16 protein-coding genes and 1 tRNA gene are annotated in these 22,791 nt (G+C 75.2%); 5 read left to right on the top strand and 12 right to left on the bottom strand.

Going from position 1 to position 22,791, the window contains the following annotated elements; all coding sequences use genetic code 11:
• Positions 1–19 precede the first annotated feature (19 nt).
• The 4 genes from ACZ52J_RS28420 (at position 20) to ACZ52J_RS28405 (ending at position 4,130) form a co-directional block, all read left to right on the top strand.
• Positions 20–1,081 carry an aspartate-semialdehyde dehydrogenase gene (locus ACZ52J_RS28420; RefSeq protein WP_465622759.1) on the top strand — a complete coding sequence of 354 codons (1,062 nt, stop codon included), beginning with the start codon at positions 20–22 and terminating at the stop codon, positions 1,079–1,081.
• Positions 1,082–1,389: 308 nt separating this feature from the next.
• Positions 1,390–1,935, top strand: a complete 546-nt coding sequence (locus tag ACZ52J_RS28415) for a SigE family RNA polymerase sigma factor (RefSeq protein ID WP_360496325.1) — start codon at positions 1,390–1,392, stop codon at positions 1,933–1,935.
• Positions 1,928–3,220, top strand: coding sequence for a hypothetical protein (locus ACZ52J_RS28410; protein WP_465622756.1), 1,293 nt, complete (start codon positions 1,928–1,930; stop codon positions 3,218–3,220). Before ACZ52J_RS28415 ends, ACZ52J_RS28410 begins: the two co-directional genes overlap by 8 nt.
• A 112-nt stretch (positions 3,221–3,332) precedes the next feature.
• Entirely contained in the window at positions 3,333–4,130 is a 798-nt protein-coding gene (locus ACZ52J_RS28405) for an SURF1 family protein (RefSeq protein WP_465622755.1), read from the top strand.
• 78 nt (positions 4,131–4,208) lie between these two features.
• On the opposite strand, the gene ACZ52J_RS28400 is transcribed toward ACZ52J_RS28405, so the two are convergent.
• From ACZ52J_RS28400 to ACZ52J_RS28380, 5 genes are all read right to left on the bottom strand, one after another.
• Entirely contained in the window at positions 4,209–4,781 is a 573-nt protein-coding gene (locus tag ACZ52J_RS28400) for a hypothetical protein (protein ID WP_465622753.1), read from the bottom strand.
• Positions 4,778–6,658, bottom strand: coding sequence for a S9 family peptidase (locus tag ACZ52J_RS28395; protein WP_465622751.1), 1,881 nt, complete (start codon positions 6,656–6,658; stop codon positions 4,778–4,780). Before ACZ52J_RS28395 ends, ACZ52J_RS28400 begins: the two co-directional genes overlap by 4 nt.
• Positions 6,659–6,862: 204 nt before the next feature.
• Positions 6,863–7,285, bottom strand: coding sequence for an MFS transporter (locus ACZ52J_RS28390; RefSeq protein ID WP_465622783.1), 423 nt, complete (start codon positions 7,283–7,285; stop codon positions 6,863–6,865).
• 3 nt (positions 7,286–7,288) lie between these two features.
• Positions 7,289–8,356 carry an MFS transporter gene (locus tag ACZ52J_RS28385; RefSeq protein WP_465622749.1) on the bottom strand — a complete coding sequence of 356 codons (1,068 nt, stop codon included), beginning with the start codon at positions 8,354–8,356 and terminating at the stop codon, positions 7,289–7,291.
• 174 nt (positions 8,357–8,530) lie between these two features.
• Entirely contained in the window at positions 8,531–8,908 is a 378-nt protein-coding gene (locus tag ACZ52J_RS28380) for a nuclear transport factor 2 family protein (RefSeq protein WP_465622748.1), read from the bottom strand.
• A 194-nt stretch (positions 8,909–9,102) separates the two neighbouring features.
• Here ACZ52J_RS28380 and ACZ52J_RS28375 point away from each other — a divergent pair, with 194 nt between their 5' ends.
• Positions 9,103–11,913 carry an AAA family ATPase gene (locus ACZ52J_RS28375; RefSeq protein ID WP_465622746.1) on the top strand — a complete coding sequence of 937 codons (2,811 nt, stop codon included), beginning with the start codon at positions 9,103–9,105 and terminating at the stop codon, positions 11,911–11,913.
• A 277-nt stretch (positions 11,914–12,190) separates the two neighbouring features.
• Here the strand turns inward: ACZ52J_RS28375 and ACZ52J_RS28370 are convergent.
• The 7 genes from ACZ52J_RS28370 to ACZ52J_RS28340 all read right to left on the bottom strand — a co-directional run bounded on the left by ACZ52J_RS28370 (position 12,191) and on the right by ACZ52J_RS28340 (position 22,644).
• Positions 12,191–12,264, bottom strand: a tRNA-Pro gene (locus tag ACZ52J_RS28370).
• A gap of 100 nt (positions 12,265–12,364) precedes the next feature.
• Positions 12,365–13,309, bottom strand: a complete 945-nt coding sequence (locus tag ACZ52J_RS28365) for a metallophosphoesterase (protein ID WP_465622745.1) — start codon at positions 13,307–13,309, stop codon at positions 12,365–12,367.
• A complete protein-coding gene (locus ACZ52J_RS28360; protein ID WP_465622743.1) occupies positions 13,309–14,028 on the bottom strand; it encodes a CGNR zinc finger domain-containing protein in 720 nt (239 codons plus the stop codon). The genes ACZ52J_RS28365 and ACZ52J_RS28360 overlap by 1 nt, the downstream gene beginning before the upstream one ends.
• Before the next feature lie 144 nt (positions 14,029–14,172).
• Entirely contained in the window at positions 14,173–14,544 is a 372-nt protein-coding gene (panD, locus tag ACZ52J_RS28355; protein ID WP_189913070.1) for an aspartate 1-decarboxylase, read from the bottom strand.
• A 92-nt stretch (positions 14,545–14,636) separates the two neighbouring features.
• A complete protein-coding gene (locus ACZ52J_RS28350) occupies positions 14,637–15,896 on the bottom strand; it encodes a beta-ketoacyl-[acyl-carrier-protein] synthase family protein (RefSeq protein WP_465622740.1) in 1,260 nt (419 codons plus the stop codon).
• Positions 15,893–16,111 (bottom strand): MbtH family protein, encoded by a 219-nt coding sequence (locus ACZ52J_RS28345; protein WP_465622739.1) that lies wholly within the window; start codon positions 16,109–16,111, stop codon positions 15,893–15,895. Before ACZ52J_RS28345 ends, ACZ52J_RS28350 begins: the two co-directional genes overlap by 4 nt.
• Before the next feature lie 59 nt (positions 16,112–16,170).
• Entirely contained in the window at positions 16,171–22,644 is a 6,474-nt protein-coding gene (locus tag ACZ52J_RS28340) for an amino acid adenylation domain-containing protein (protein ID WP_465622737.1), read from the bottom strand.
• Between the last annotated feature and the right edge of the window lie 147 nt (positions 22,645–22,791).

Raw genomic sequence — 22,791 nt, 5'->3', positions numbered from 1 at the left:
GCAGCGGAGGCACCGGGCGATGACCCGGCGGCCGAACCTCGCCGTCGTCGGCGCCACCGGCGCGGTCGGCGAGGTGCTGCTCGGCCTGCTCTCACTCCGTCAGGACGTGTGGGGCGAGGTCCGACTCGTCGCCTCCCCGCGCTCGGCCGGCCGCAAGCCGGTCGTGCGCGGCGAGGCCGTCGAAGTCGTCCCGCTGACCGAGGAGGCCTTCGCCGGGATCGACATCGCCGTGTTCGCCGTCCCCGACGAGGTCTCCGCCCAGTGGGCGCCGATCGCGGCCGCCAAGGGCGTCGTGGTGGTCGACGACTCCGCCGCCTTCCGCACCACCGGGGACGTGCCGCTGGTCGTCCCCGAGATCAACGCGGCCGCGCTGCGGATCCGCCCGCGCGGCATCGTCGCCAGCCCGGCCAGCACCACCCTCGCGATGATCGCGGCGGTCGGTGCGCTGCACGCCGAATACGGGCTGACCCAACTCGTCGTCGCCTCCTACCAGGCCGCCGGCGGCGAGGGCCGCGACGGCGAGGCGGCCCTGCGCGAGCAGACCGCGCTCGTGGCGGGCACCGAGGTCGGCCGGCAGACCGGCGACCTGCGCGCGGTCATCGCCGACCACGGGCCGTTCGCCGCCCCCCTCGCGTACAACGCCGTGCCCTGGACCGGCGGACTGCGCGAGGGCGGCTGGGCCGCCGAGGAGCTGGGCATCCGGGACGAGTCCCGCAAGATCCTCGGCCTGCCCGCCCTGAAGGTCTCCGCGACCTGCGTCCACATCCCGGTCGTCCGCACCCACGCGCTGGCCGTACACGCCCGGTTCGAACGGGAAGTCACCCAGGAACACGCGCAGGACATCCTGCGCGACGCACCCGGCGTGGTCCTCTACGACGACCCGGCGGCCGGCGAGTTCCCGACGCCGAACGACGTGGTCGGAACCGACCCGGTCTGGGTCGGGCGAGTACGCCGGGCCCTGGACGAGCCGGAGGCACTGGACCTGTTCCTGTGCGGGGACAACCTGCGCAAGGGAGCGGCGCTCAACCTGCTCCAGATCGCCGAACTGGTGGCCGGCGAGCTGACGGTGGACCAAGGCTGAGCCGGCGGTGGACCGGGTCCGTGAGGCCTGACATTCGTTCCGATGTGCCCGATTGTGTCCACACCTGTGTCCATACCTGTGTCCGCTCCTCGACACAATCTGTCCGGAATCCCGAGGGAATCCCCTGGAGGCCGCTTCCGCCCATGCGGAAGAATGGGCCCCCGGCTGGGCAACCATGACAGGGGATCGAGTGTCCAACGGGCGTGGCGAACGTGATGGTGGGGGCAAGGGCGGGCATTCCGGCGAGAGCCGCGGTGTCGTTCCCCTCGCGCGCCCCGTGGCCTGCGAGTAGGCCGGAAGACGACCTGATGACGGCGGCCGCACGGGGTGCGGCGGACTCCGGCGCCGGTACCGACGCGGGTACCAGCGAGGACCTGCTCACCGAGACCTACCAGGCGCACTACCGCTCGCTGCTGCGGCTCGCCGCGCTGCTCCTCGACGACCTCTCGACCTGCGAGGACGTCGTCCAGGAGGCGTTCATCCGGGTGCACGCCGCCCGGCGCCGGGTCCGCGAGCCCGAGAAGACCCTGGCCTACCTGCGACAGACGGTCGTCAACCTGTCCCGCTCCACGCTGCGGCGCCGGATCCTCGGCCTGAGACTGCTGCAGAAGCCCATGCCTGACATGGCCAGTGCAGAAGAAGGTGCCTACGATGCCCTGGAGCGCGACCAGTTGAAGGCCGCGCTGCGTGGTCTGCAACGCCGTCAGCGGGAGGTTCTGGTGCTGCGTTACTTCGTGGACATGACGGAGGCGCAGGTCGCCGACACCCTGGGCATCTCGCTCGGCTCGGTGAAGGCCTACGGATCGCGCGGAATCGCCGCCCTGCGCACGCAGATGGAGGCCGGTCATGGCTGAGGCGGGGGCTGCGGCTGGGGCTGGGGCGGACGGCACCGGGCGGCGGGCGGTGGACGGCGTCGACGGGGTGGACGGGGTGGCCGCCGAACCCTCGGGGTCGCCGGTGCCCCCGGGGTCCTCGGGTGTCTCGGGTGTTGCGGGTGTTTCGGAGCTCTCCGGGGTGTCCGGGCTGTCGTCCGACGAACGAGCCGTACGGGAACTCCTGCACCACGCCGTCGCCGGGATCCAGCCCTCCGCCGGCGGACTACCCCGGATCCGGCGAGCCGTACCCCGCCGGCGAGCCGCCCGGCGCGGAGCCTGGACCGGAGCCGCCGCCCTCGCCTTCGCCGTCGCGATCGCCCTCCCGGTCCTGCACGAAGGAGAACACCTCGGGCTCTCCGGCGGCCCCGGCACCGCCGACGCCAACAGCCCCGCCGCCACCGCCCCCAGCGGCACCGCCATCGGCACCAGCGGCACCGGCGGCGCCCCGCCCCCAGGCCCGAGCGGCACCGGAGCCACCCCGCCGGCCGCCGGCACGCCCGCCACCTCCCACACCCCCGGCACCGGGGCCACGCACATCGACGGCACCGTCTCACCCACCGGAACCGCCGGGACGGGCGACAGCGACATCATCCCGCTCTGCACCCGCACCGACCTCGGCGACGGCGCCGCACAGGTCGGCTCGGCCGACGCGACGGGACGGATCTACGGCTCGTTCACCGTCTACAACGTCTCCGGGCACAGCTGCCGCCTTGGCGGGCCCGGCGCGGTCGCCGTCACCGGCGTCAGCGGCGGCGACCGCAACCGCATCCGCACCGCCGACCACTCCCCGGGCGACCCGGCCGGCGGCCTGACCGCCATGGACACGGAACCGCCGGTACTCGCCCCGCAGACCGGATACCGGGTGCCGTTCGCCTGGATCCCCGACCAGACCTGCACCACCGGCCCCGGCGTCGCCACCAGCGCCCCGACCGGCGCCAACCAGGCATCCCTGACCTCCCAGGCCCCTGCGGCAGCCTCGGGCGTCCCGGCCGTCGGCGCCACCAGCGCCCCCAGCGCCAACCCCCGGGCCACCACATCCCCCTCGGCGGGCCCCACCACGGCCCCCAGCCCCACCGCCACCCCGACCACCGACCCCACCACCCCGGCCCCCACCGCCACCATCGCCCACACCCCGGCCCCGGGCAGCCCCACCGCCGCCACCGCGACCCTGCCCCTGGCCTGCAGCGGGACGCTGTACCGGGGCGGAGTGCAGTCGGTGGGCGGTTCGGCGCCGCAGCCGACGGGTTCGCCCTCGGTCGGGTGAGGACGTCGGCGGGGTGAGCCCGTCGGCGGGGTGATGAGACCGGCGGGGTGAGGAGGGCCAGGACCGGGCCCTGGGGGCGGGGTGGGTGTGAGGAGTGGTTACCGTGGGGGGTGTGTACCGGTTCCTCCTGACTCCGCGATGGCTGGGCGGCACCGCTTTGGCCGTGGCGGCCGTGGCGGTGTGCGTGTGGCTGGGCTCCTGGCAGCTCGGCCGGTTCGAGGACCGGGTGTCCACGCACAACGAGACCAAGCAGGCGATCACCGCTTCGAGTGACGCCAGGCCGATCGACGCGCTGCTCAACCAGGCGACCCCGCAGGTGACCACGGAGACCGTCGGCAAGCCCGTCACGGTGACCGGCGGCTACGACACCGAGCACCAGCTCCTCGTCCCCAACCGGGTGGTGGACGGCAAACAGGGCTACTACGTACTCACCCCGCTGCGCACCGCCGACGGGCACGCCGTGGCCGTGGTGCGCGGGTGGGCGCCCGGGGCGCCGGCTGCGGGGACCGCGGGATCGGCCGCCGCGCTGCCGCCGGGCGGGTCGGTGACGGTGACCGGGCGGCTGCAGGCCAACGAGGCCGTCGGCAGCAACGGTGCGGTGGCCGGCGGTCTGCCGGCCGGGCAGCTCGGCATGATCAACCGGGCCGCGCTGCTGAACGTGCTCGAGTACGACGGCTGGTACGACGGCTGGGTGGCCGCCGACGAGGCGCCCGCCGGCCTGACCTCCGTACCGACCGTGCAGCCGGAGGGCGGGGACGGGCTCACCCTGCGCGCGTTCCAGAACCTCGGCTACACGCTGGAGTGGTTCGTCTTCGCGGGCTTCGTCGTCTTCATGTGGTTCCGCCTGGTGCGCCGCGAGGCAGAGGCGGAGCAGGACCGGGCCCTGGGACTGGACCCGGTCCTGGACTGACCGAGGGACCGACCGCCTGGCCGGTCCTCGGCCTCAGCGCTTGGTCGGCGCTTGGCTGGCCTCAGCGCTTGGTCGGCCTCAGCGCTTGGTCGGTGCCGGCGGTACCGCCGGCGGCTTGACCGGCGGCAGCGTCGGGGCCAGCGTCGGGGTCGGTGCCGGGATCAGCGGCTGGGCCGGTGTGGTCGAGCCGACGGGCACCGGCGTCGGGTTGCCGAAGCAGTGGTTGTGGACGCTGCCGGTGGTGTCGTTCGAGTCGTAGTGGTCGATGTGGTGGTGCACGGTGCGCCCGGTCTTCGAGCCCTTGGAGCCGCTCGACCCCTTCGAGCCCGACGAGCCCGACGAGCCCTTGGAGCCGCTCGACCCCTTCGAGCCCTTGGCGAGCTGGACCGTGCCGTCCCCGTCGGCCGGCTCGTACGCGGCGTAGGCCGCCGGCACGACCGGGGCCCCCGCCCCGACCGCGCTCGCCCGGGTCGCCGTGGCGAGCGGCGTGACGGGGACGGCCGGGACAGCGGGTGCGGCGGGTGCGGTGGTGGGCACGGCCGGCACGGCCGGGGGCGGGCAGGAGGCGTTGTCGCTGTGCGATCCGGAGCAGCCGGTGAGCACCAGGGCCCCGGCCGCCACCGCCCCCGCGAGTATCAGCGCCCGTCTCACACCGACTCCCCGTCGCCGTCGCACTTGGCCGCGCCCAGGTGCCGCCGGACGAAGTCGATCTCCAGCCGCAGCTGCTTGATCCGCTCCTCCACGACCAGCGACCCGTGCCCGACGTCGTACCGGTACACCTCGTGCGTCCTGCCGAGCTGCTCCAGCCGCTCGACGTAGTTCTCGATCTGCCGGATCGGGCAGCGCGGGTCGTTGACCCCGGCGCTGATGTACACCGGGACCCGCACCTGTTCGACGTAGGTCAGCGGTGAGGAGGCGGTGAAGCGGTCCGGCACCTCCTCCGGGGTGCCGCCGAAGAGCGTGCGGTCCAGCGACTTGAGCGCCTCCATCTCGTCGGCGTACGCGGCGTGGTAGTCCGCGACCGGCACGGCGGCGACGCCGAGGGCCCAGGCGTCGGGCTGGACACCGAGGCCGAGCAGGGTCAGGTAGCCGCCCCAGCTGCCGCCGGTGAGCACCAGCCTGCGCGGGTCGGCGAGGCCGCTGTCGACCGCCCACTCCCGGACCGCCGCGATGTCCTCCAGCTCGATCAGGCCGACCCGCTCGTGCAGGGCGTCGGTCCAGGCCTGGCCGTAGCCGGTCGAGCCGCGGTAGTTGACCCGGACCACCGCGAAACCGTGGTCCAGCCAGGCGGCCGGGCCGGCGGCGAAGGAGTCGCTGTCGTGGTGGGTCGGGCCGCCGTGGATCTCGAACACGGTCGGCAGGGGGCCGTCCTCGGGGGTCGTCCCGGCCGGCCGCTGCACGAGGGCGTGCACCCGCCCGCCGGGCCCGTCCACCCAGACGTCCTCGACCGGGACCGAGCCCGGCGGCACCGTACCGGGCGCCCGCAGCACGACCGTCCCGGCGGTGGAACGGACGGCGGAGGGCTCGGCGGCGGAGGACCACAGGTACTCGACGGTGCCGTCCGGACGGGCCGTGGCACCGCCGACGGTGCCGCGCGGGGTGTCGAGACGGGTGAGCCGGCCGTCGGCGAGCGCGTACGAGAACAGCTCGCTGCGCGCCTCGTACTCGTGCTCCACCAGCAGCTCCTCGGCGCCGGGGCGCCACTGCGCGGAGACGTCGCCGGGCAGTTCGCGGCCCTGCTCGTCGCGCAGCGGCAGCGCGGTCTCGGCGCCGGTGGCGACGTCCCAGATCATCGGCTCCCAGCGGCCGGTGCGCTGGTGGGCGACCAGCAGGCGGGTGTCGCCCTCGACCGGGGCGAAGCCGAGGCAGGCGACGCCGCGCGGCTCGTCCCGGCCGGTGACCTCGTCCAGTTCGGCGACGGTCTCGATGGTGGTCTCGACGGCGGGGGTGCCGGTGCCGGTGAGGCGGACGACCCGGATCGCGGAGTGCATCGCGTCGCCGTGCTCGGTGTGGTCGATGGCGAGCAGGGTGCCGTCGTGGCTGAGGTCGCCGACGCCGCCGTACTCCGCGTGCCGGTAGATCTCGACCGGCTCGGCGTCGCCGGGGCGGCGCAGGTGCAGGGTGGTGCCGTCCTCGTCGGTGGAGCGGCCGACGACCACGGTGCCGTCGCGGCCGAGGGCCAGGCCGGCCGAGTAGGAGGGGGCGAGGCCGGGCACGGCCTCCTCGTCCGGGCCGCCCGCGAACGGCTGGCGGCGCCAGACGCCGAACTCGTCGCCGTCCTGGTCGTCGAACCACCAGACCCAGGCGCCGTCCGGGGACAGCTCGGCGTCGGTGGTGCCGTTCGGGCGGTCGGTGACCTGGCGGTGGGCACCGGTGGCGCGGTCCCAGGCGTAGACCTCGTAGGTGCCGGTCGCGTTGGACACGTACAGCGCCCGGTCCGGGGCGTCCTCGGCCCAGTCGGGCAGCGACACCCGGGCCGCCCTGAACCGCTGCTCCCACGCCGGTACGGCGCTCTTCTCCTCGCTCATCCGACCATCCAACCCGATCGGGGGGAGGGAATGGAACGGGCGGGTGGGCCTGAGGCCACCCGCCCGGTGGTTCGGGGGTGTTCACGAAGGGGGGTCGCGCCGGTTCGTGCCCGCTCGGCGCTGGTGCGGCGGGGCGGCCTCTGCGTCGGCGGGCCGGGCCTTGCGCGGGCCGGTCAGCTCGTGGGCGGGCCTTGCGTAGGCCGGTCAGCTCTCGCGCGGCAGCAGGCGGACCAGGCCCACGAGCACCAGCTCCAGCACCGCCAGCGCCAGGACGCTGTGGCCGAAGGCGGCGGTCGCGTCCCCGGCGCCGTAGTAGACGAGGCCGATCAGCGCGATCCCGACCGCCCCGCCGACCTGCTGCACGGTGGCCACCACCCCGGCGGCGGAGCCGGCCAGCCGCGGCTCGACGCCCTCCAGGACGACGGCGGTGACCGGGGCGATCACCAGGCCCATGCCGAGCCCGTCCACGAACAGGCCGGGTGCCAGCCACCAGACGCTGCCGTCCGCGAAGTCGTACACGGCGAGGGCGAGCAGGCCCAGCCCGGCGGCCATCAGCAGCCCGCCGACGGAGATCGTGCGGGGGCCGCCGAGACGGGCGGTGAACCGGTGGGTGGTCGTGGAGGTGATCAGCTAGCCGAGGCCGATCGCGGTGAAGACCAGCCCGGCACCGAGCGCGTCCAGGCCGCGGCCGAACTGCAGGTGCAGGGCGAGCACCAGGAAGAAGGAGCCCTGGCCGAGCCAGAAGGCGAGTTGGGCGAGCACACCGGCGCTGAAGGTGCGGCTGCGGAAGAGACGGGTGTCGACCAGCGGGGTGGCGGTGGCAGTGGTGTCACTCGCCGTGGCGGTGGCAGTGGCGGTCGCGGCGGTGTCGCGCGAGGTGGTGTCGCTCGGGGTGGTGCGGTGCTGGTGCACGGCGAAGGCGGCGAGCAGGGCGAGCGAGGCGACCAGGCAGAGCACCGTCCACAGCGGCCAGCCCAGCTGGGGGCCCTGGATCAGCGGCAGCACCAGGGCGGTCAGCGCCGTGGTGACCAGCAGCACACCGACCGGGTCCAGGCCGGGCCGCTGCGGGGCGCGGGACTCCGGCAGGCAGCGCCGGACCATCACCAGGGCGACCAGGCCGATCGGCAGGTTGATCAGGAAGCAGCTGCGCCAGCCGAGACCGAAGAGGTCCGCCCGGATCAGCAATCCGCCGATCAGCTGGCCGAACACCGCGCCGACACCCATGGTCAGCCCGTACCGGGCGAAGGCCCGAGCCTGCGCCGCGCCGCTGAACGCGGTCCGCAGGATCGCCAGCACCTGCGGGCCCATCAGTGCCGCCGCCAGGCCCTGCACCACCCGGGCGCCGACCAGTGTGGCGGCCGTGGGGGCGAGGCCGCAGCCTGCCGAGGCGAGGACGAACAGGGCCAGACCGAGGCCGAACACCCGGCGGCGGCCGAAGCGGTCGCCGAGACGGCCGGCGGTGACCAGGCCGGCCGCGAGGGCCAGGCTGAAGCCCGCCATCACCCACTGGACGGCGGCCGGGCCGGCGCCGAGGTCGGCCTGGAGGGAGGGGAGGGCGACGTTGACGACGAAGATGTCGAGGGCGGTCATGAAGGTGGCCGTCAGGACGACCGGCAGCAGGCCCTTGGGGGCCGGTGCCGCCATCGTTGTGGCAGGCGGCGCCGGGGCGGGCCGCCGGGTGTGCAGGGCGGTGCTCATCTCGGGGTCTCCTCAAGGGGGTTGGCGGTTCGGTGGGTCGGCCGTACGGGGGTCCGGTGGTTCGGCGGTCCAGGGATCCGGCGGTTCGGCGGTTCGGCGCGGCGAAGGAAGGGGCGGGCCAGGGGAAGCGGCCCGCCCCTCCTGCGGGAAGGTGACGGCTGCGGCCCGGTGGCCTCAGGCGCCCGGCACGCGGTCGAGGAATCCGTACACCGCGCCGATCCGGCCGTCCGGGGTGGCCGCCAGCACGTCGAAGCCGATCACCACCGGCTCCGCGCCGGCCGGGCCGAGGTTCCAGATGAAGCGGGCGATGTCGTGGTGCGCGTCCACCGGGCCGAGGGTGAACTCCAGCCCCGGGAACTGGGCCTGGGCCGCGCCGATCAGCGCGTCGATCGCGTCCCGGCCGGCGACCGCGGCCAGCGGGTCGGTGTAGCGGCCGTCCTCGGCCCACACCTCGTCGACCAGCTTGCGGCGGGCCGCCGGGTCGGTCTCGTTCCACACCGCGAGGTAGCGCTCGGCGAGCTGCTGGAGGGCGGCGGTGGTGATGTCGGTCATCGTCATCTCCCGTGTTCCGGTGGGCGGTTGGCCGGGTCGTTCCCGGTGCTCACAAAGGTAGGGACGGGCGGGCGACGGCGAATCCGTCACGTATAGGTAGGGGGGTACGTAGGTTCGTGCGGGGGGTACCGATGGCCCCGCCCGTCGGGCTTCTGCGCTGGGGCGGCGCAGGCCGGATGGATAGGGTCGGGGGCATGTTGTACGGGAGGGAAAGCGAACAGGCCGCCGTGGACGGACTGTTGGACGCGGCCCGGGCCGGCCGCAGCGGCGTCCTGCTGCTCCGCGGCGAGGCCGGCATCGGCAAGACCGCGCTGTTGGACGACGCCGTCGCGCGGGCTGGGGCGGCGTTCCGGGTGATCCGGGCGGCGGGCGTCGAGTACGAGGCCGAGCTGCCGTACGCCGGGCTGAGCCTGCTGCTCGCACCCGGCCTCGACCGGCTGGACGCCCTGCCCGGGCCGCAGCGGCGGGCCCTGGAGGCGGCGTTCGGGCTCGCCGACGACGGGGATTCCCCCGATCGGCCGACTGACAGGCCGACCGACCGGCTGCTGGTCGGGCTCGCCACGCTCGCTCTGCTCGCCGAACTCGCCGCCGAACAGCCGCTGTTGTGCGTCCTGGACGACGCGCAGTGGCTGGACCGGGCCTCGCTGGACGCGCTGCTGCTGGCCGCCCGGCGGTTCCAGGCCGAGGGAGTGGCCCTGCTGCTCGCCTCCCGCACCGCCGGCGGCACCGGAACCAGCGCCGGCGCCGGCAGCCTCACCGGCACCGGCAGCCTCACCGGCGCCGGCAGCCTCACCGGCACCGGTGTTTCAACGGAACACCGACTCGGCCTCCCCGAGCTGGAAGTGACCGCCCTGGCCGAGACCGACGCCACCCGGCTACTGACCCGACGGGCCGGCCCCGACCTGCCCGCCGGCGTCCGCGACCGGCTGCTCGCCGAAGCCGCCGGCAACCCGCTCGCCCTCACCGAACTCCCCGTCGCCGCCGGGCCGCAGGCGCACGCACCGGGCGGCCTGCCGCTCACCAGCAGGCTCCTGATCGCCTTCCACGGCCAGGCCACCGGCCTGCCCGCGGCCACCCAGACGCTGCTCCTGGCCGCCGCCACCGAGGAACGCGGCGAACTCGACGTCGTCCTGGCCGCCGCAGCCGCGCTCGGCGTCACCGCCGAACACCTCACCCCCGCCGAGGAATCCGGCCTGGTGACGGTCACCGCCGACCGCCGGATCGCCTTCCGGCACCCGCTGCTGCGCTCAGCCATCCTCCAACGTGCGCCACACCACCAGAAGTTGACGATCCACCGGGCCATTGCCGACGTGTTGCCGGACGGCGACCGCCGCACCTGGCACCTCGCCCTGGCCGCCACCGCCCCCGACGCCGACCTCGCCGACGCCCTGGAACGCGCCGCCGTCCGCGCCGAACGCCGCGGCGCCCACGGCGGAGCCGCCGCGTACGAGCGCGCCGCCCGGCTCACCCCGGACCGCGACGCCGCCACCCGCCGACTCGTCCTGGCCGCCGAAGCAGCCACCGAAGAAGGCGAGTCGGTCCGGGCCGAGGTGCTCGCCGACGAGGCCGCCGCCCGGACCGACAGCGTCCTGGCGCACGCCCTGCTCGACCAGGTCCGGGCCACCGCGCACTTCTGGCGCGGCTCGTACCCGACCGCCTACCGGCTGCTCCTCGACGCCGCCGGCACCCGCATCGACCCGTCGTACGCCGCCCGGATGCTCCTCCAGGCCTTCCACACCGCCTGGTACGCGGGCGAGGAACCGGTGATCGCCGTCCTCGACCGGCTCGCCGCCCTCCCCCTGGCCGACGGCGACCCCCTCGCCCCGCTCGCCCGCCACCTGCCCGCCGCCGTCCTCCCCGCCCTCGGCCGGCCCGCCACACCGCCGCCGCCCGTCCGGGAAGCCGCCGAAGCCGCCCGCCGGGCCGGCGCCGAAAGCCCCGTCGACCTCGTCCAGCTGTGCGGCGCCACCCTGATCCTCGGCCGCGACGAGGAGACCGCCGAACTCGGCGGCGAACTCATCGCCGAAGCCCGCGCCAAGGGCACCATCGGCGTGATGCCCACCCTGCAGTTCTTCCTCGCCGAAGCCGAACTCTTCCACGGCCGCCACCGCGACGCCGAACTCACCGCCACCGAGGCCCTCGGCCTCGCCCGCGACACCGGCCAACACCAGTGGGTCAGCCAACTCACCGCGCTGCTCGCCTACCTGGCCGCACTCGACGGCCGCACCGACCACTGCACCGAACTCGCCGCCACCGCCCTCGCCACCACCGGCCCGCAGACCGCCGCCCCCGCGGCCGGCCTCCCCTGGGCCCAGTGGGCGCTCGCCCTCCTCGACCTCGGCCAAGGCCGCGCCGGCGACGCCGCCGACCGCCTGCACACCCTCACCACCGGCCCCCACCGGCACCACGTCAGCGCCACCCGGGCCGTCCCCGACCTGGTCGAAGCCGCCGTCCGCCTCGGCACCCCCGAACGCGCCGCCGCACCGTACGAGCGCTTCGCCCGCTGGGCCACCACCGCCGACCGCCCGTGGGCCCACGCCCTGCGGCTACGCTGCCAAGCCCTCCTCGGCCCCGACGAACTCGCCGAATCCGCCTACCGCGCCGCCCTCGACCTCCACGAACCCGGCCACCGCCCGTTCGAACAGGCCCGCACCGCCCTCCTCTACGGCGAGTGGCTGCGCCGCACCCGCCGCCGCACCGACGCCCGCCCCCACCTGCGCACCGCCCTGGAAACCTTCGACCGCCTCGCCGCCCACCCCTGGGCCGCCCGAGCCCGCACCGAACTCTCCGCCACCGGCACCCCCGCCCCCACCCCCTCAGGCACCCCGCAGTCCCCCCTCACCCCCCAGGAACTCCAGATCGCCCGCCTCGCCGCCCAAGGCCTCACCAACCGCGACATCGCCGCCCAGCTCTTCCTCAGCCCCCGCACCGTCGCCCACCACCTCTACAAGGCCTACCCGAAGCTCAACATCACCTCCCGCACCGAACTCCCCACAGCCCTCTGAGGCCGGCCTCGGCCGTGGCCGAGGGCTCGGCGTGCATGGTGGGCCCGGTCTCACGGCCGTCACGAGGTGGGACCTGCAGTGCCGGCTGGTGCGCGCACCGCCGGACGGAAGGCGGGGTGATGCGGGGTGGCCGCTCGCCGCGCGGTGGAGCAGGCGCGGAATCCGGGAGGCGGCATCGGGCGCCGACCTGGAGGCCTGACGGCTCGCCCGTCGGGAAGACGGCGTACACAACGTCAGAGGGCCCATCGGATTTCTCCGATGGGCCCTCTGCACTGGGTCGGGGTGGCGGGATTTGAACCCACGGCCTCTTCGTCCCGAACGAAGCGCGCTACCAAGCTGCGCCACACCCCGGTCCTGCGGTTTGTTGCTCTGTCTCCGTCGCAACGAGTAGAACTCTACCGGACGCTCGCCGAGACACGAAATCCGGTTTCGGGCGGGCGTCCGGTGGGGGTCAGCGGGGGGTCGGGGTGAGGGTGAGGAGGGTGGCTTCGGGGGGGCAGGCGAAGCGGACGGGGGTGTAGCGGTTGGTGCCGCAGCCGGCGGAGACGTGGAGGTGGGAGCGGTGGCCGCCGGCGGTGTGGGTGGAGAGGCCCTTCACGCGGCGGGTGTCGATGTCGCAGTTGGTGACGAGGGCGCCGTAGAAGGGGATGCAGAGCTGGCCGCCGTGGGTGTGGCCGGCCAGGATCAGCGGGTAGCGGTCGGCGGTGAAGGCGTCGAGGACGCGCAGGTAGGGCGCGTGGACGACGGCGAGGGAGAGGTCGGCGTCGGCGGAGGGGCCGCCGGTCACCTCGCTGTAGCGGTCGCGGCGGATGTGCGGGTCGTCGAGGCCGGTGAACTCGATGTCGAGGCCGTTCACGGGGAGGCGGCCGCGGGTGTTGGTGAGGTTGAGCCAGCCGGCCGCGTCGAAGCCGTCGCGGAGCTTCTCCCACGGGTTGTGGACGGCGCCGCTGATACCGCGGCTGGCGGTGCCGTCCGGGTTGTTCATGCCGTGGACGCCGCTGCGCATGGCCTGGAGGTAGCGCGCCGGGTTCTTGCGGGCCGGGCCGTAGTAGTCGTTGGAGCCGAAGACGTAGACGCCGGGGAACTCCATGAGCGGCCCGAGCGCGTCGAGGGCGGCGGGGACGCCGAGCGGGTCGGAGAGGTTGTCGCCGGTGTTGACCACGAGGTCGGGGCGCAGGCCGGCCAGGCTCTGCAGCCAGCGCTGCTTCTTGCCCTGGCCGCTCACCATGTGGATGTCGGACACCTGAAGGATCCGGATGGGCCGGGCACCGCGGGGGAGGACGGGGACCTCGACCCGGCGGAGGCGGAAGGCCCGGACCTCGTAGCCGGCGGAGTAGGCGAGGCAGGCGGCGCCGGCGGCGGCGAAGCCGAGGGGGACGGAGTACAGCGGTCGCATCAGCCCATGCTCTCAGACGGTCGATCAGCTGGTGAACGCCCGGCGGCGGGGGAGGGGAAGGAGGAGGAGGCGGCGGCCGGGGCGGGGAACGGCGGGGGCGGTGCCCCGGTATCGCGGCGGGCGCGCAGGGCGCGGACCTTGTGGCGGTTGCCGCAGCGTTCCATCGAGCACCAGCGGCGCCGGCCGGGCCGTGAGGTGTCGACGAAGATCAGTCGGCAGTTGTGCGCGCCGCACTCGCGGATCCGGCCCGCGTGCGGGCCGGTGAGCAGGGTGATGGCGTCCCGGGCGAGGGTGGAGACCAGCTGGGCGCCGTCGGCGGGCAGTGGGGCGGCGGCGGTGCCGTCGTGGGCTATCCGGGGGACCAGCGGGGGGTGCTCGGCGGCCCGGTTGAGCGCGGCGTAGTCCTCGGCCGGGCCCGGCTCGCCGTGGGCGCGGGCGGCGGTGAGGCGCCAGAGCGCGTCGCGCAGGGTGCGGGCGGCGGCGAGCTCGGGGGCGGTGATCCGGACGGCGTCGGCGGGCAGCCGCAGGCGGGACTGGGGGAGCCAGGCGGCGAGGTCGGCCGGCTGGTGCAGGACCTCGTAGCGGGCGTACGGGCCGGGGCCGCCGGTGGTGAGGAGTTCGAGGCAGAGCGCGCCGGGGTCGAAGGGGAAGCGGCTGCCTGTGGGGGTGGTGAGGACCAGCCCGGGTGGGGTGGGGTTCCGGTCGTTCCCGTCGGTCATGGGGCCAGGATAGGTGTAACCGGGTTGAGGGGTTACGGCCCGGAAGGGGTCTTGAAGGAGCGCTGGAGCTTGAAGGAGCCCTGGAGGGGGCGAACGGCGGGTGCCCGCCGCGCACAAGGCGGCGGGCACCGGGGGAGTCGACGGTCAGGACGCCGGGTCGACGCCGACCTTCACGACCGCGTTGGCCTTGTCCACGAAGACGACGGCCGGCTTGAGGTCGGCGGCCTCGTCGTTCTCGACCGAGGCGTAGGCGATGATGATCACGGTGTCGCCCGGGTGGACCAGGCGGGCCGCGGCACCGTTGATGCAGACCACGCCCGAGCCGCGCTCGCCCTCGATGACGTAGGTCTCCAGGCGGGCGCCGTTGTCGACGTCGACGACGTGGACCAGCTCGCCGGGCAGCAGGTCGGCGTTCTCCATCAGGACCGGGTCCAGGGTCAGCGAGCCGACGTAGTGCAGCTCGGCCTGGGTGACGGTGGCGCGGTGGATCTTCGACTTCAGCATGGTGCGTCGCACGTTCTCGACCTCACAGGTGTGGATTTCGACAGGGCACTACGGAAGTACGGCGGTACGGCGCTTCGGAAGCGGAACGGAAACGAGGAAGCGGTTCAGCGGGCGAAGGCGAGCGACACGTTGTGCCCGCCGAAGCCCGAGGCGTTGCAGAGGACGGCGGCGGGGCCGGCGGGCAGTTCGCGCGGGGTGTCGCGGACCACGTCCAGTCCGAGGCCCTCCTCCGGGTTCTCCAGGTTGACGGTGGGCGGGACGACGCCGTCGGACAGGGACAGGACGGCCGCGACCGCCGCGAGCCCGCCGGCGGCGCCCAGCAGGTGGCCGGTCATCGACTTGATCGCCGAAACCGGGACGGCGCCCGGCCCGAACACCGTGCGCAGCGCCGCGGCCTCGGCCGCGTCGCCGGCCGGGGTGGAGGTGGCGTGCGCCTGGACGTGCCGGACCTCGGCCGGGTCGAGCCGGGCGTCGGCCAGGGCCCGGCGCAGTGCGGCGGCCAGGCCGCGGCCGTCCGGGCGCGGGCCGGTGGGGTGGTGGGCCTCGGAGGCCAGACCGGCGCCCGCGAGGACGCAGTACCGGTGTGCCCCGCGGGCCCGGGCGTGGCGCTCGCTCTCCAGCACCAGGACCCCCGCGCCCTCACCGAGGACGAAGCCGTCCCGGTCCCGGTCGAACGGCCGGGAGGCGCGGTGCGGCTCGGCGTGGCGGCCGGAGAGTGCGCGCATGGCGGCGAACGCGGCGGCGACCAGCGGGTGGACGCCCGTGTCCGCGCCGCCCGCCACGACGACGTCGGCGCGGCCGAGCCGGATCAGGTCCAGCGCGGTGGCGATGGCGTCGGCGCCGGCCGCGCAGGCGGTGGCCGGGGCCGACGCCTGCGCCTGGGCGTTGACGTCGAGGGCGGCCAGTGCGGCGGTGTGGTTGCCCATCAGCATCGCCACGGCGTGCGGCGACACCCGGCGTGCCCCGCGGGTGCGCAGTTCCTCGTGGTTGTTCACGACGGTGTGCACGCCACCGATGCCGGTGCCGAGCACCACGGCGACCCGTTCCGGGTCCGGGGTGTCGGGGGTGCCGGCCGGTCCGGTGTAGCCCGCGTTCGCCCAGGCTTCGCGGACGGCGGCGAGGCCGAAGGCGCCGACCCGGTCCACCCGGCGGGCGAGCACCCGGTCCAGCAGCTCCCCGGGTCCGGCCGCGGCCCGCGCCGCGATCCGGACCGGGAGCTCGGCCGCCCAGGGTTCGTCCAGGGCCGCAACGGCTCCGCGCCCGGCGAGCAGCGCCGACCAAGTGTCCTTGACCGTCGCTCCGAGGGGGGTGACCGCGCCGAGTCCGGTCACCACCACGGCTTCACCGCTGCGGTCGTCCGTCATGCCGGCTCGGACTCCATGGCGGCGACCAGGCTCTGCGGCCGGATGTCGGTCCAGTTGTGCTCGATGTAGTCCAGGGACTCCTGGCGCCCGGCCTTGTCGTGCGCCACCGTCCAGCCCGCCGGGACCTCGGCGAACGACGGCCAGAGGGAGTGCTGTCCCTCCTCGTTGCGCAGCACCAGGAACGTGCCGTCCGGGTTGTCGAACGGGTTCTGCATGACTCGTGCCTTTCGTCGCGGGGTGCTCGGTGGGTCTTGTCGGGTTCTGGGGGGCGCGATCAGCGGGCGTCGGGGTCAGTGAAGCCGGGGGAGGTGGGGGATGCGGAGGAGGCGGTCGGGACGCACAGTGCGGCCAGCCGGCGCGGGGTGCGCTGCTGGAAGATCGTGCGGATGTCGACCGGGCGGCCGAACGTGGCCTCGATCCGGCCGGACAGGCGCAGCGCCGCGAGTGAGTCGCCGCCGCGGGCGAAGAAGTCGTCGTCCACGTCCAGGGGTTCGGTGCCGAGGGGTTCCGGCGCCGTGGACGAGCCGGACGAGCCGGACGTGCCGGACGTGCCGGACGTGCCGGAGGCAGCGCCGATGGCCTCGGCCGCCAGCACTGCCAGGGTGTCCCGGGCGGCTCGCAGGGCGTCGGAGTCCGGCAGCAGCTCGCCGACCTTCGCCGCGGGCCGCTGCGCGATCGCGTGGAGCAGTGCGACCAGCAGTTCGCCGGCCCGCTCGGCGAGCGCGGTCGGGACCAGCTCGGGCCGGTGGCTGAGCGCGAGGTGCAGCCGCTGCTCCGGGGTGACGGTCAGCCGGACCGGGTAGTGGTACGGGTCCTGGCCGTACGTGTCGGTGATCCGGAGGCCGCCGGAGGAACGCCCTGACGGGCCCTCCGAGCCTGCCGAGCCCGCCGGTCCGACCGCCTCCGAGCCTGCTGAGCCCGCCGGCCCGACCGCCGCCGAGCCCTCCGCCCCGACCGCCTCGGCGGCCGCGTAGTTCTCGAACACCAGGCAGCTGTCGAAGAGTTCGCGCTGCCCGGCGGCGCGCAGGATCTCGCCGAGCGACAGGTACCGGTGCGGGGCCAGTTCGGTCTGTTCCCGGTGGAGGTCCCGGAGCAGGGCGTCCAGTCCGGCGTCCGGGTCGAGCCGTACCCGGACGGGTGCGGTGTTGATGAGCAGGCCGACGAGGTCCTCGTGGCCGGGCAGTTCCGGCGTGCGGATCGACCCGGTGGCGCCGAAGACGGGCCGGCGGGCCCCGGTGAGCCGGTGCAGGGTGAGCGCCCAGGCCGCCTGGACGACGGTGTTGAGGGTGACGCCGTGGTCGCGGGCGGCCCGGCGGAGCGCCTCGGTGGTCTCCTCGGGGAGTTGGGCGGTGCGCCGCAGTGGCTGGGCGTGGACCCGCGCGGTGTCGCCGTCGGGTGCCAGCAGGGTCGGTTCGGCCCCGGACAGGGCCTTCTGCCAGGCGGCGCGGGAGGCCTCGCCGTCCTGCCGTTGCAGCCAGTCGAAGTGCCGGCGGTACGGGACGGTGTCGGGCAGGCCCGCGTCGTCGCCGCGGTGGCGGTACAGGTGGGCCAGGTCGCGGAGCAGGATCGCGCTGGACCGGCCGTCGACCAGGATGTGGTGGATCGTCAGCGCCAGCAGGTGGCGGCGCTTGCCGAGGCGCACCAGCAGGCCGCGGACCAGCGGGGAGCGGGCCGGGTCGAACGGTTCGCACCGTTCGTCGGCGAGCGCCTCCCGCTGCCGGGCCTCGTCGGCGCGGCGCAGGTCGAGTTCGCGCCAGGGCGCCTGGGCGCGCTGGTCCAGGACCTGGACGGGCTCGCCGGAGGGCAGCAGGCCGAACCGGGCGCGCAGGGCCTCGTGACGCCGCACCAGGGCCTGGAAGGCGGTGCGCATCCGGGCCGCGTCCAGCTCGCCGTCGAGTTCGAGAACGGTCTGGACGGTGTGCGGGTCGGGGGCGCCGTGTTCGTAGCGGGCGTGGAACAGCAGGCCCTGCTGGGTGGGGGTGAGCGGGAGGACGTCGGCGACCGGGCCGTCCTGGGCGAGGGCGTCCAGCTCGTCCTGGGTGATCCGGACCAGCGGTACGTCGGAGGGGGTGAGCCCGTGGGCCGCGGGCCGACCGGCGAAGGCGGCCAGGGCGCGCAGCGCGGCCGTCCACTCCTCGGCGAGGGTCCGGACCTCGTGCTCGGCGAGCAGGCCGGGGGCCCAGGTCCAGGTGGCGGTCAGCCGCAGGCCGTTGCCGCCGTCCTCGGCCACCGCGTTGACCTCCAGCGGGTGGGCCATCGGCTGGTCGGGGTGGACGGGCGGGGCGGCGCTCTCGCCGGCCGGGCGCCAGTCCGCTTCGGGGCCGCCGGCGGTGAACCGGCCGAGGTAGTTGAAGGCGAGCTGCGGGTGGGGGAGGGCGCCGAGGGCGGCGCGGCCCTGCTCGTCCAGGTAGCGCAGCAGGCCGTAGCCGAGGCCGTGGTCGGGCACGCCGCGCAGCTGCTCCTTGACGAGCTTGAGGGCGCGGGCAACTGCGCCGTCGTCCAGTGCAGAGGTGCCCGGGGTGAGCAGGACGGGGTGCAGGGTGGTGAGCCAGCCGACCGTCCGGGTGAGGTCCAGGCCGTCGAGCTCCCGGCGGCCGTGGCCCTCGAGGTCGACCAGCAGTCCGCCGGTGCCGCGCGAGCGGGTGGCAGCGAGCGCCAGGGCGGTCAGCAGGACCTCGTCGGGGCCGGCCCGGAAGGCGGTGGGCAGGGTGGTGAGCAGGGCTTCGGTCTCGGCGGGGGTGAGTTCGACGGTCAGGCTCCGGGCGGTGCCGTGCACGTCGCGGGCCGGGTCGGCGGCGCGGTCGGTGAGCTGCGGACCGGCCTCGGCGAGGGTGCGCCGCCAGTGCTCCACCTGGGCTGCGACGTGGGGGCGTGCGGCGGCGTCGGCGAGGGTGTCGTACCAGCGCCGCAGGGAGGTCGGCACGGGGTCGAGCCGAGCGGGTTCGCCGGTGCCGGCGGCCAGCCAGGCGGCGTGCAGGTCGGGCAGCAGGACGCGCCAGGAGACGGCGTCCACGGCCAGGTGGTGGACGACGACGAGCAGGCGGCCGGAGGCGGTGCCGGCGTCGAACCAGACCGCCTGGAGCAAATTTCCGGCGCGCGGGTCCAGCCGGCGGGCGGCTTCCTCCGCGTGCTCGGTGACGGCCGCGGCCAGGGCGTCGGGGTCGAGCCCGGTGACGTCGACCCGGCGGACGCCGTCGGAGGCGACGGGCGAGCCGACCGGCGGGACGGACAGCGACCAGTCCTCGGTCAGCCGCATGCGCAGCGCGCCGTGCCGGTCGAGGAGCGCCTGCACGGCGCCGGTCAGCTGCTCCAGGCCGAGCCCGGCCGGCACGGCGAGCAGCGTGGACTGGTTGAACGAGTCGACGGGGCCGCCGAGTTCGCGCAGCCGGTGGACGATGGGCGGCGCCGGGAAGTCGCCTGTGCCGTCGTCGTGGACGACCTGGGCCGCCGTTCCGGCGGCCGGGCCGGACAGGGTGGCGAGCGCGGCCGCCGTGCGGTATTCGAAGACCTGCTTGGCGGTGAGTTCGAGGCCTGCGCCGCGCGCCTTGGCGACCAGTTGCAGGGAGGTGATCGAGTCGCCGCCGAGCTCGAAGAAGCCGTCGTGGACGGAGCGCACGTCGCGGTTCAGCACCTCGCCGAACAGCTTGACCAGCAGTTTCTCGATCCGGCTGCGGGGCGGTCGGCCGGTGGCGCGGCCCTCGCCCTGGTCGGGGACGGGCGGCAGCGCGGCCCGGTCGAGCTTGCCGTTGGGCGTGAGCGGGATCTCCGGTACCGGGACGAAGGCGTCCGGCACCATGGCGGCGGGCAGCCGGGAGGCGACGTGCTCGCGCAGTTCCTCGGCCTCGGGCGTGCCGTCCAGGACGAGGTAGGCGACCAGCCGGTCGGCCTGCGGGCCGCTCTGGACGACGACCACGCAGTGCCGCACCGCCGGGTGCCGGCAGAGTTCCGCCTCGATCTCGGCGGGCTCGACCCGCTGGCCGCGGATCTTGACCTGGTCGTCGGCGCGGCCGAGGTAGACGAGTTCGCCGTCGGCGCCCCACTGGGCGACGTCGCCGGTGCGGTACATCCGCTCGCCGGGCGCGCCGAAGGGGTTGGCGACGAAGCGTTCGGCGGTCACGCCGGGGCGGCGGACGTAGCCGCGGGCCAGGCTCGGCCCGGCGATGTAGACCTCGCCCGGCACGCCGACCGGGACGGGGCGCAGCCAGGTGTCGAGGACGTGCATCGCGGCGCCCGGGATCGCCTTGCCGATCGGGACGGCGCCGAGGGCGATCTCGTCGTCGGGCCCGCTGCGGAACTCCATGCAGCCGACGGTGGCCTCGGTCGGGCCGTACTCGTTGACGGCGGTGGCGGTCGGGTTGCCGGCCCGCCAGGCGCGCAGCATCGCGCCGGACAGCTGCTCCCCGCCGACCACCAGGTCACGGGTGGGCGAGAGCCAGGCGTGGGTGTCGGCGAGCAGCGGCATCTGGCTGGGCGTCACCTTGGCGAAGGCGGCCGGGCCGAGGCCGGTCGGCGCGGGATCGGTGAGTTCGGCCAGGTGCACCCGGCCGCCTGCGGTGAGGCCGCCCCAGACGCCGGTGACGGTGAAGTCGAAGGAGATCGGCGACTGCACGATCGCGGTCTCGGCCAGCCCCGGGTAGGTGTGCCGGGCGAACTCCAGGTAGACGCCGACGGAGCGGTGCTCGACCTGGACGCCCTTGGGGCGGCCGGTGGAGCCGGAGGTGTAGATCAGGTAGGCGCCGTTGCCGGGGCGCAGCGGGCGCACCCGCTCGGCGTCGGTGACGTTCCCGTCCGGGTGCGGTTCGGCCAGTAGATCGGCGGGCCGCAGGTCGGCGGGCAGCCGGTTGGCAGGTGGCAGGTCGGCGGGCAGCCGGTTGGCGGGCCGCAGCGGCTCGGCCGGGAGGTGGCCGGGGGCGCGGTCGGTGAGCACCGCGGCGGGCCGGGCGTCCTCGAGCATGAAGGCGACCCGTTCCGCCGGGAGCGCCGGGTCGATCGGCAGGTAGGCGGCGCCGGACTTCAGCACGCCGAGCAGCGCGACGACCAGCTCGGCGTCGTGCGGCAGCAGGACGGCGACCACGGACTCGGGGCCGATGCCGCGCGCGATCAGGGCGCGGGCGATCCTGTTGGCGGCCGCGTTGGCGTCCCGGTAGCTGAGCGCGCGGTGCCGGTCGGAGAGCGCGACGGCGTCCGGTGCCCGGTCGACCTGGGCCTCGAACAGGGCGGGCAGGGTGGTCTCGGACGCGGGTCCGCGGGCCGGGACGCCGGGGACGGGCAGGGCGGCCCGGGCGGTGTCGTCGAGCAGGTCGAGGGCGACCACCGGGGTGTCCGGGGCGGTGGCCAGGGCGGTGAGCACGGACTCCAGCCGACGCAGTACGCCGCGGGCCGTGTCGGCGTCGAACACCTCGCGGCGGTGGGTGAGTTCGAGGATCAGCCGGTCGCCGGGGACGACCACCAGGCTGAGCGGGTAGTGGGTGGAGCCGCGGGCGCCGTTCGGGTCGGCGGCGACCAGGTCGTCGGCGAGCGGGGAGATCCGCAGGCCGGCCGGCGGACGCGCGGTCCCGCCGTCGCCGCTGCCCCGGTCGGCGCCGTCGCCGCTGCCCCGGTCGGCGCCGTCGCCGCTGCCCGGGTCGGCGAGGGCCAGGAAGGTGTCGAAGAGGGTGCCGTGCCCGGCGGTCCGCTGGATCTCGGGCAGCGGGAGGTGGTGGTGGTCGGTGAGCGCGGTCTGCTCGCGCTGCACCCGGTCCAGGAGGGTGCGCAGCGGCTCGGCCGGGTCCAGGCGCACGCGTACCGGAACCGAGTTGATGAGCAGTCCGACCATCTCCTCGACCCGCGGGGCCGCGGCGGAGCGCACCGAGACGGTCTGCCCGAAGACGACGTCGGTCTTCCCGGTCAGCGAGGCGAGGGCGAGCGCCCAGGCGGTCTGGGCGACAGTGTTGAGGGTCAGACCGCGGGCGCGGGCGGCGTCCCGGACGGCGGCGGTGAGCTCGGCGGAGAGCTCGGTGGTGACCAGGTCGGGGAGCTCCTCGGTGGCGCCGGTGTGCTCGGGGCCGGTCAGGGTGGGCGACTCGAGTCCGGCGAAGGCCTGCTGCCACGCCTGCCCGGACAGCTTGGTGTCGCGCTTGGCCAGCCAGGCCAGGTAGCCGGTGGCCGGGACGGCCTTCGGCAGGGCGGTGTCGTCGCCGCCGGCCGCGTAGATCGCCACCAGGTCGCGCAGCACGATCGACAACGACCACCCGTCGAGCAGGATGTGATGATGCGTCAGTAGCAGGACGTGCGACTCGGGGGCGGTCCGGACGATCGAGAAGCGGATCAGCGGCGGGGCGCCCAGGTCGAAGCCGCGCAGCCGCTCCTCGGTGAGGTGGCGGACCAGTTCGGCGTCCGTCCCAGCGGCCGGCTCCGTGCCCGTCCGGTCGGGCAGGTCGAGTCCGCCAGCCAGGTCGAGTCCGTCGGGCAGGTCGAGGCCGCCGGCCAGGTCGAGTTCGGTGATCGGCGCGGCGGCCTTGCGGTGCACCAGCTGGACGGCCTGCCCGTTCTTCCGCTGCTGGAAGGAGGTGCGCAGCGCGGCGTGCCGGCGGACCACGGCCTGGCAGGCGGCGCGCAGGCGGTCCCGGTCGAGCGGGCCGTCGAGGCGCAGTGCGGCCTGGCTGACGTACTCGTCGATGCCGTTGCCGAGCAGCGAGTGGAAGAACAGCCCCTCCTGCAGGGGCGCGAGCGGAAGGACCGCTTCCAGCGGTGAGTCGTGGGCAGGCACTGGGTGATCTCCAACCGGGGCGGGTTGCGGTCGCACGGTCCGCGGGCGACGTCCGGCACGGACCGGCCGGGATCGCCGGGGGGATGGGGACTGCAGGGCCGTCCGGCCGGCCCGCGTCGGCCATGCTTCCGGCTGCCGCGCGGCCCG

The organism is Kitasatospora sp. NPDC034035 (assembly GCF_055575755.1).
The sequence above is the reverse complement of the archived record's forward strand: the minus strand, read 5'-3'. Positions and strand labels throughout refer to the sequence as shown.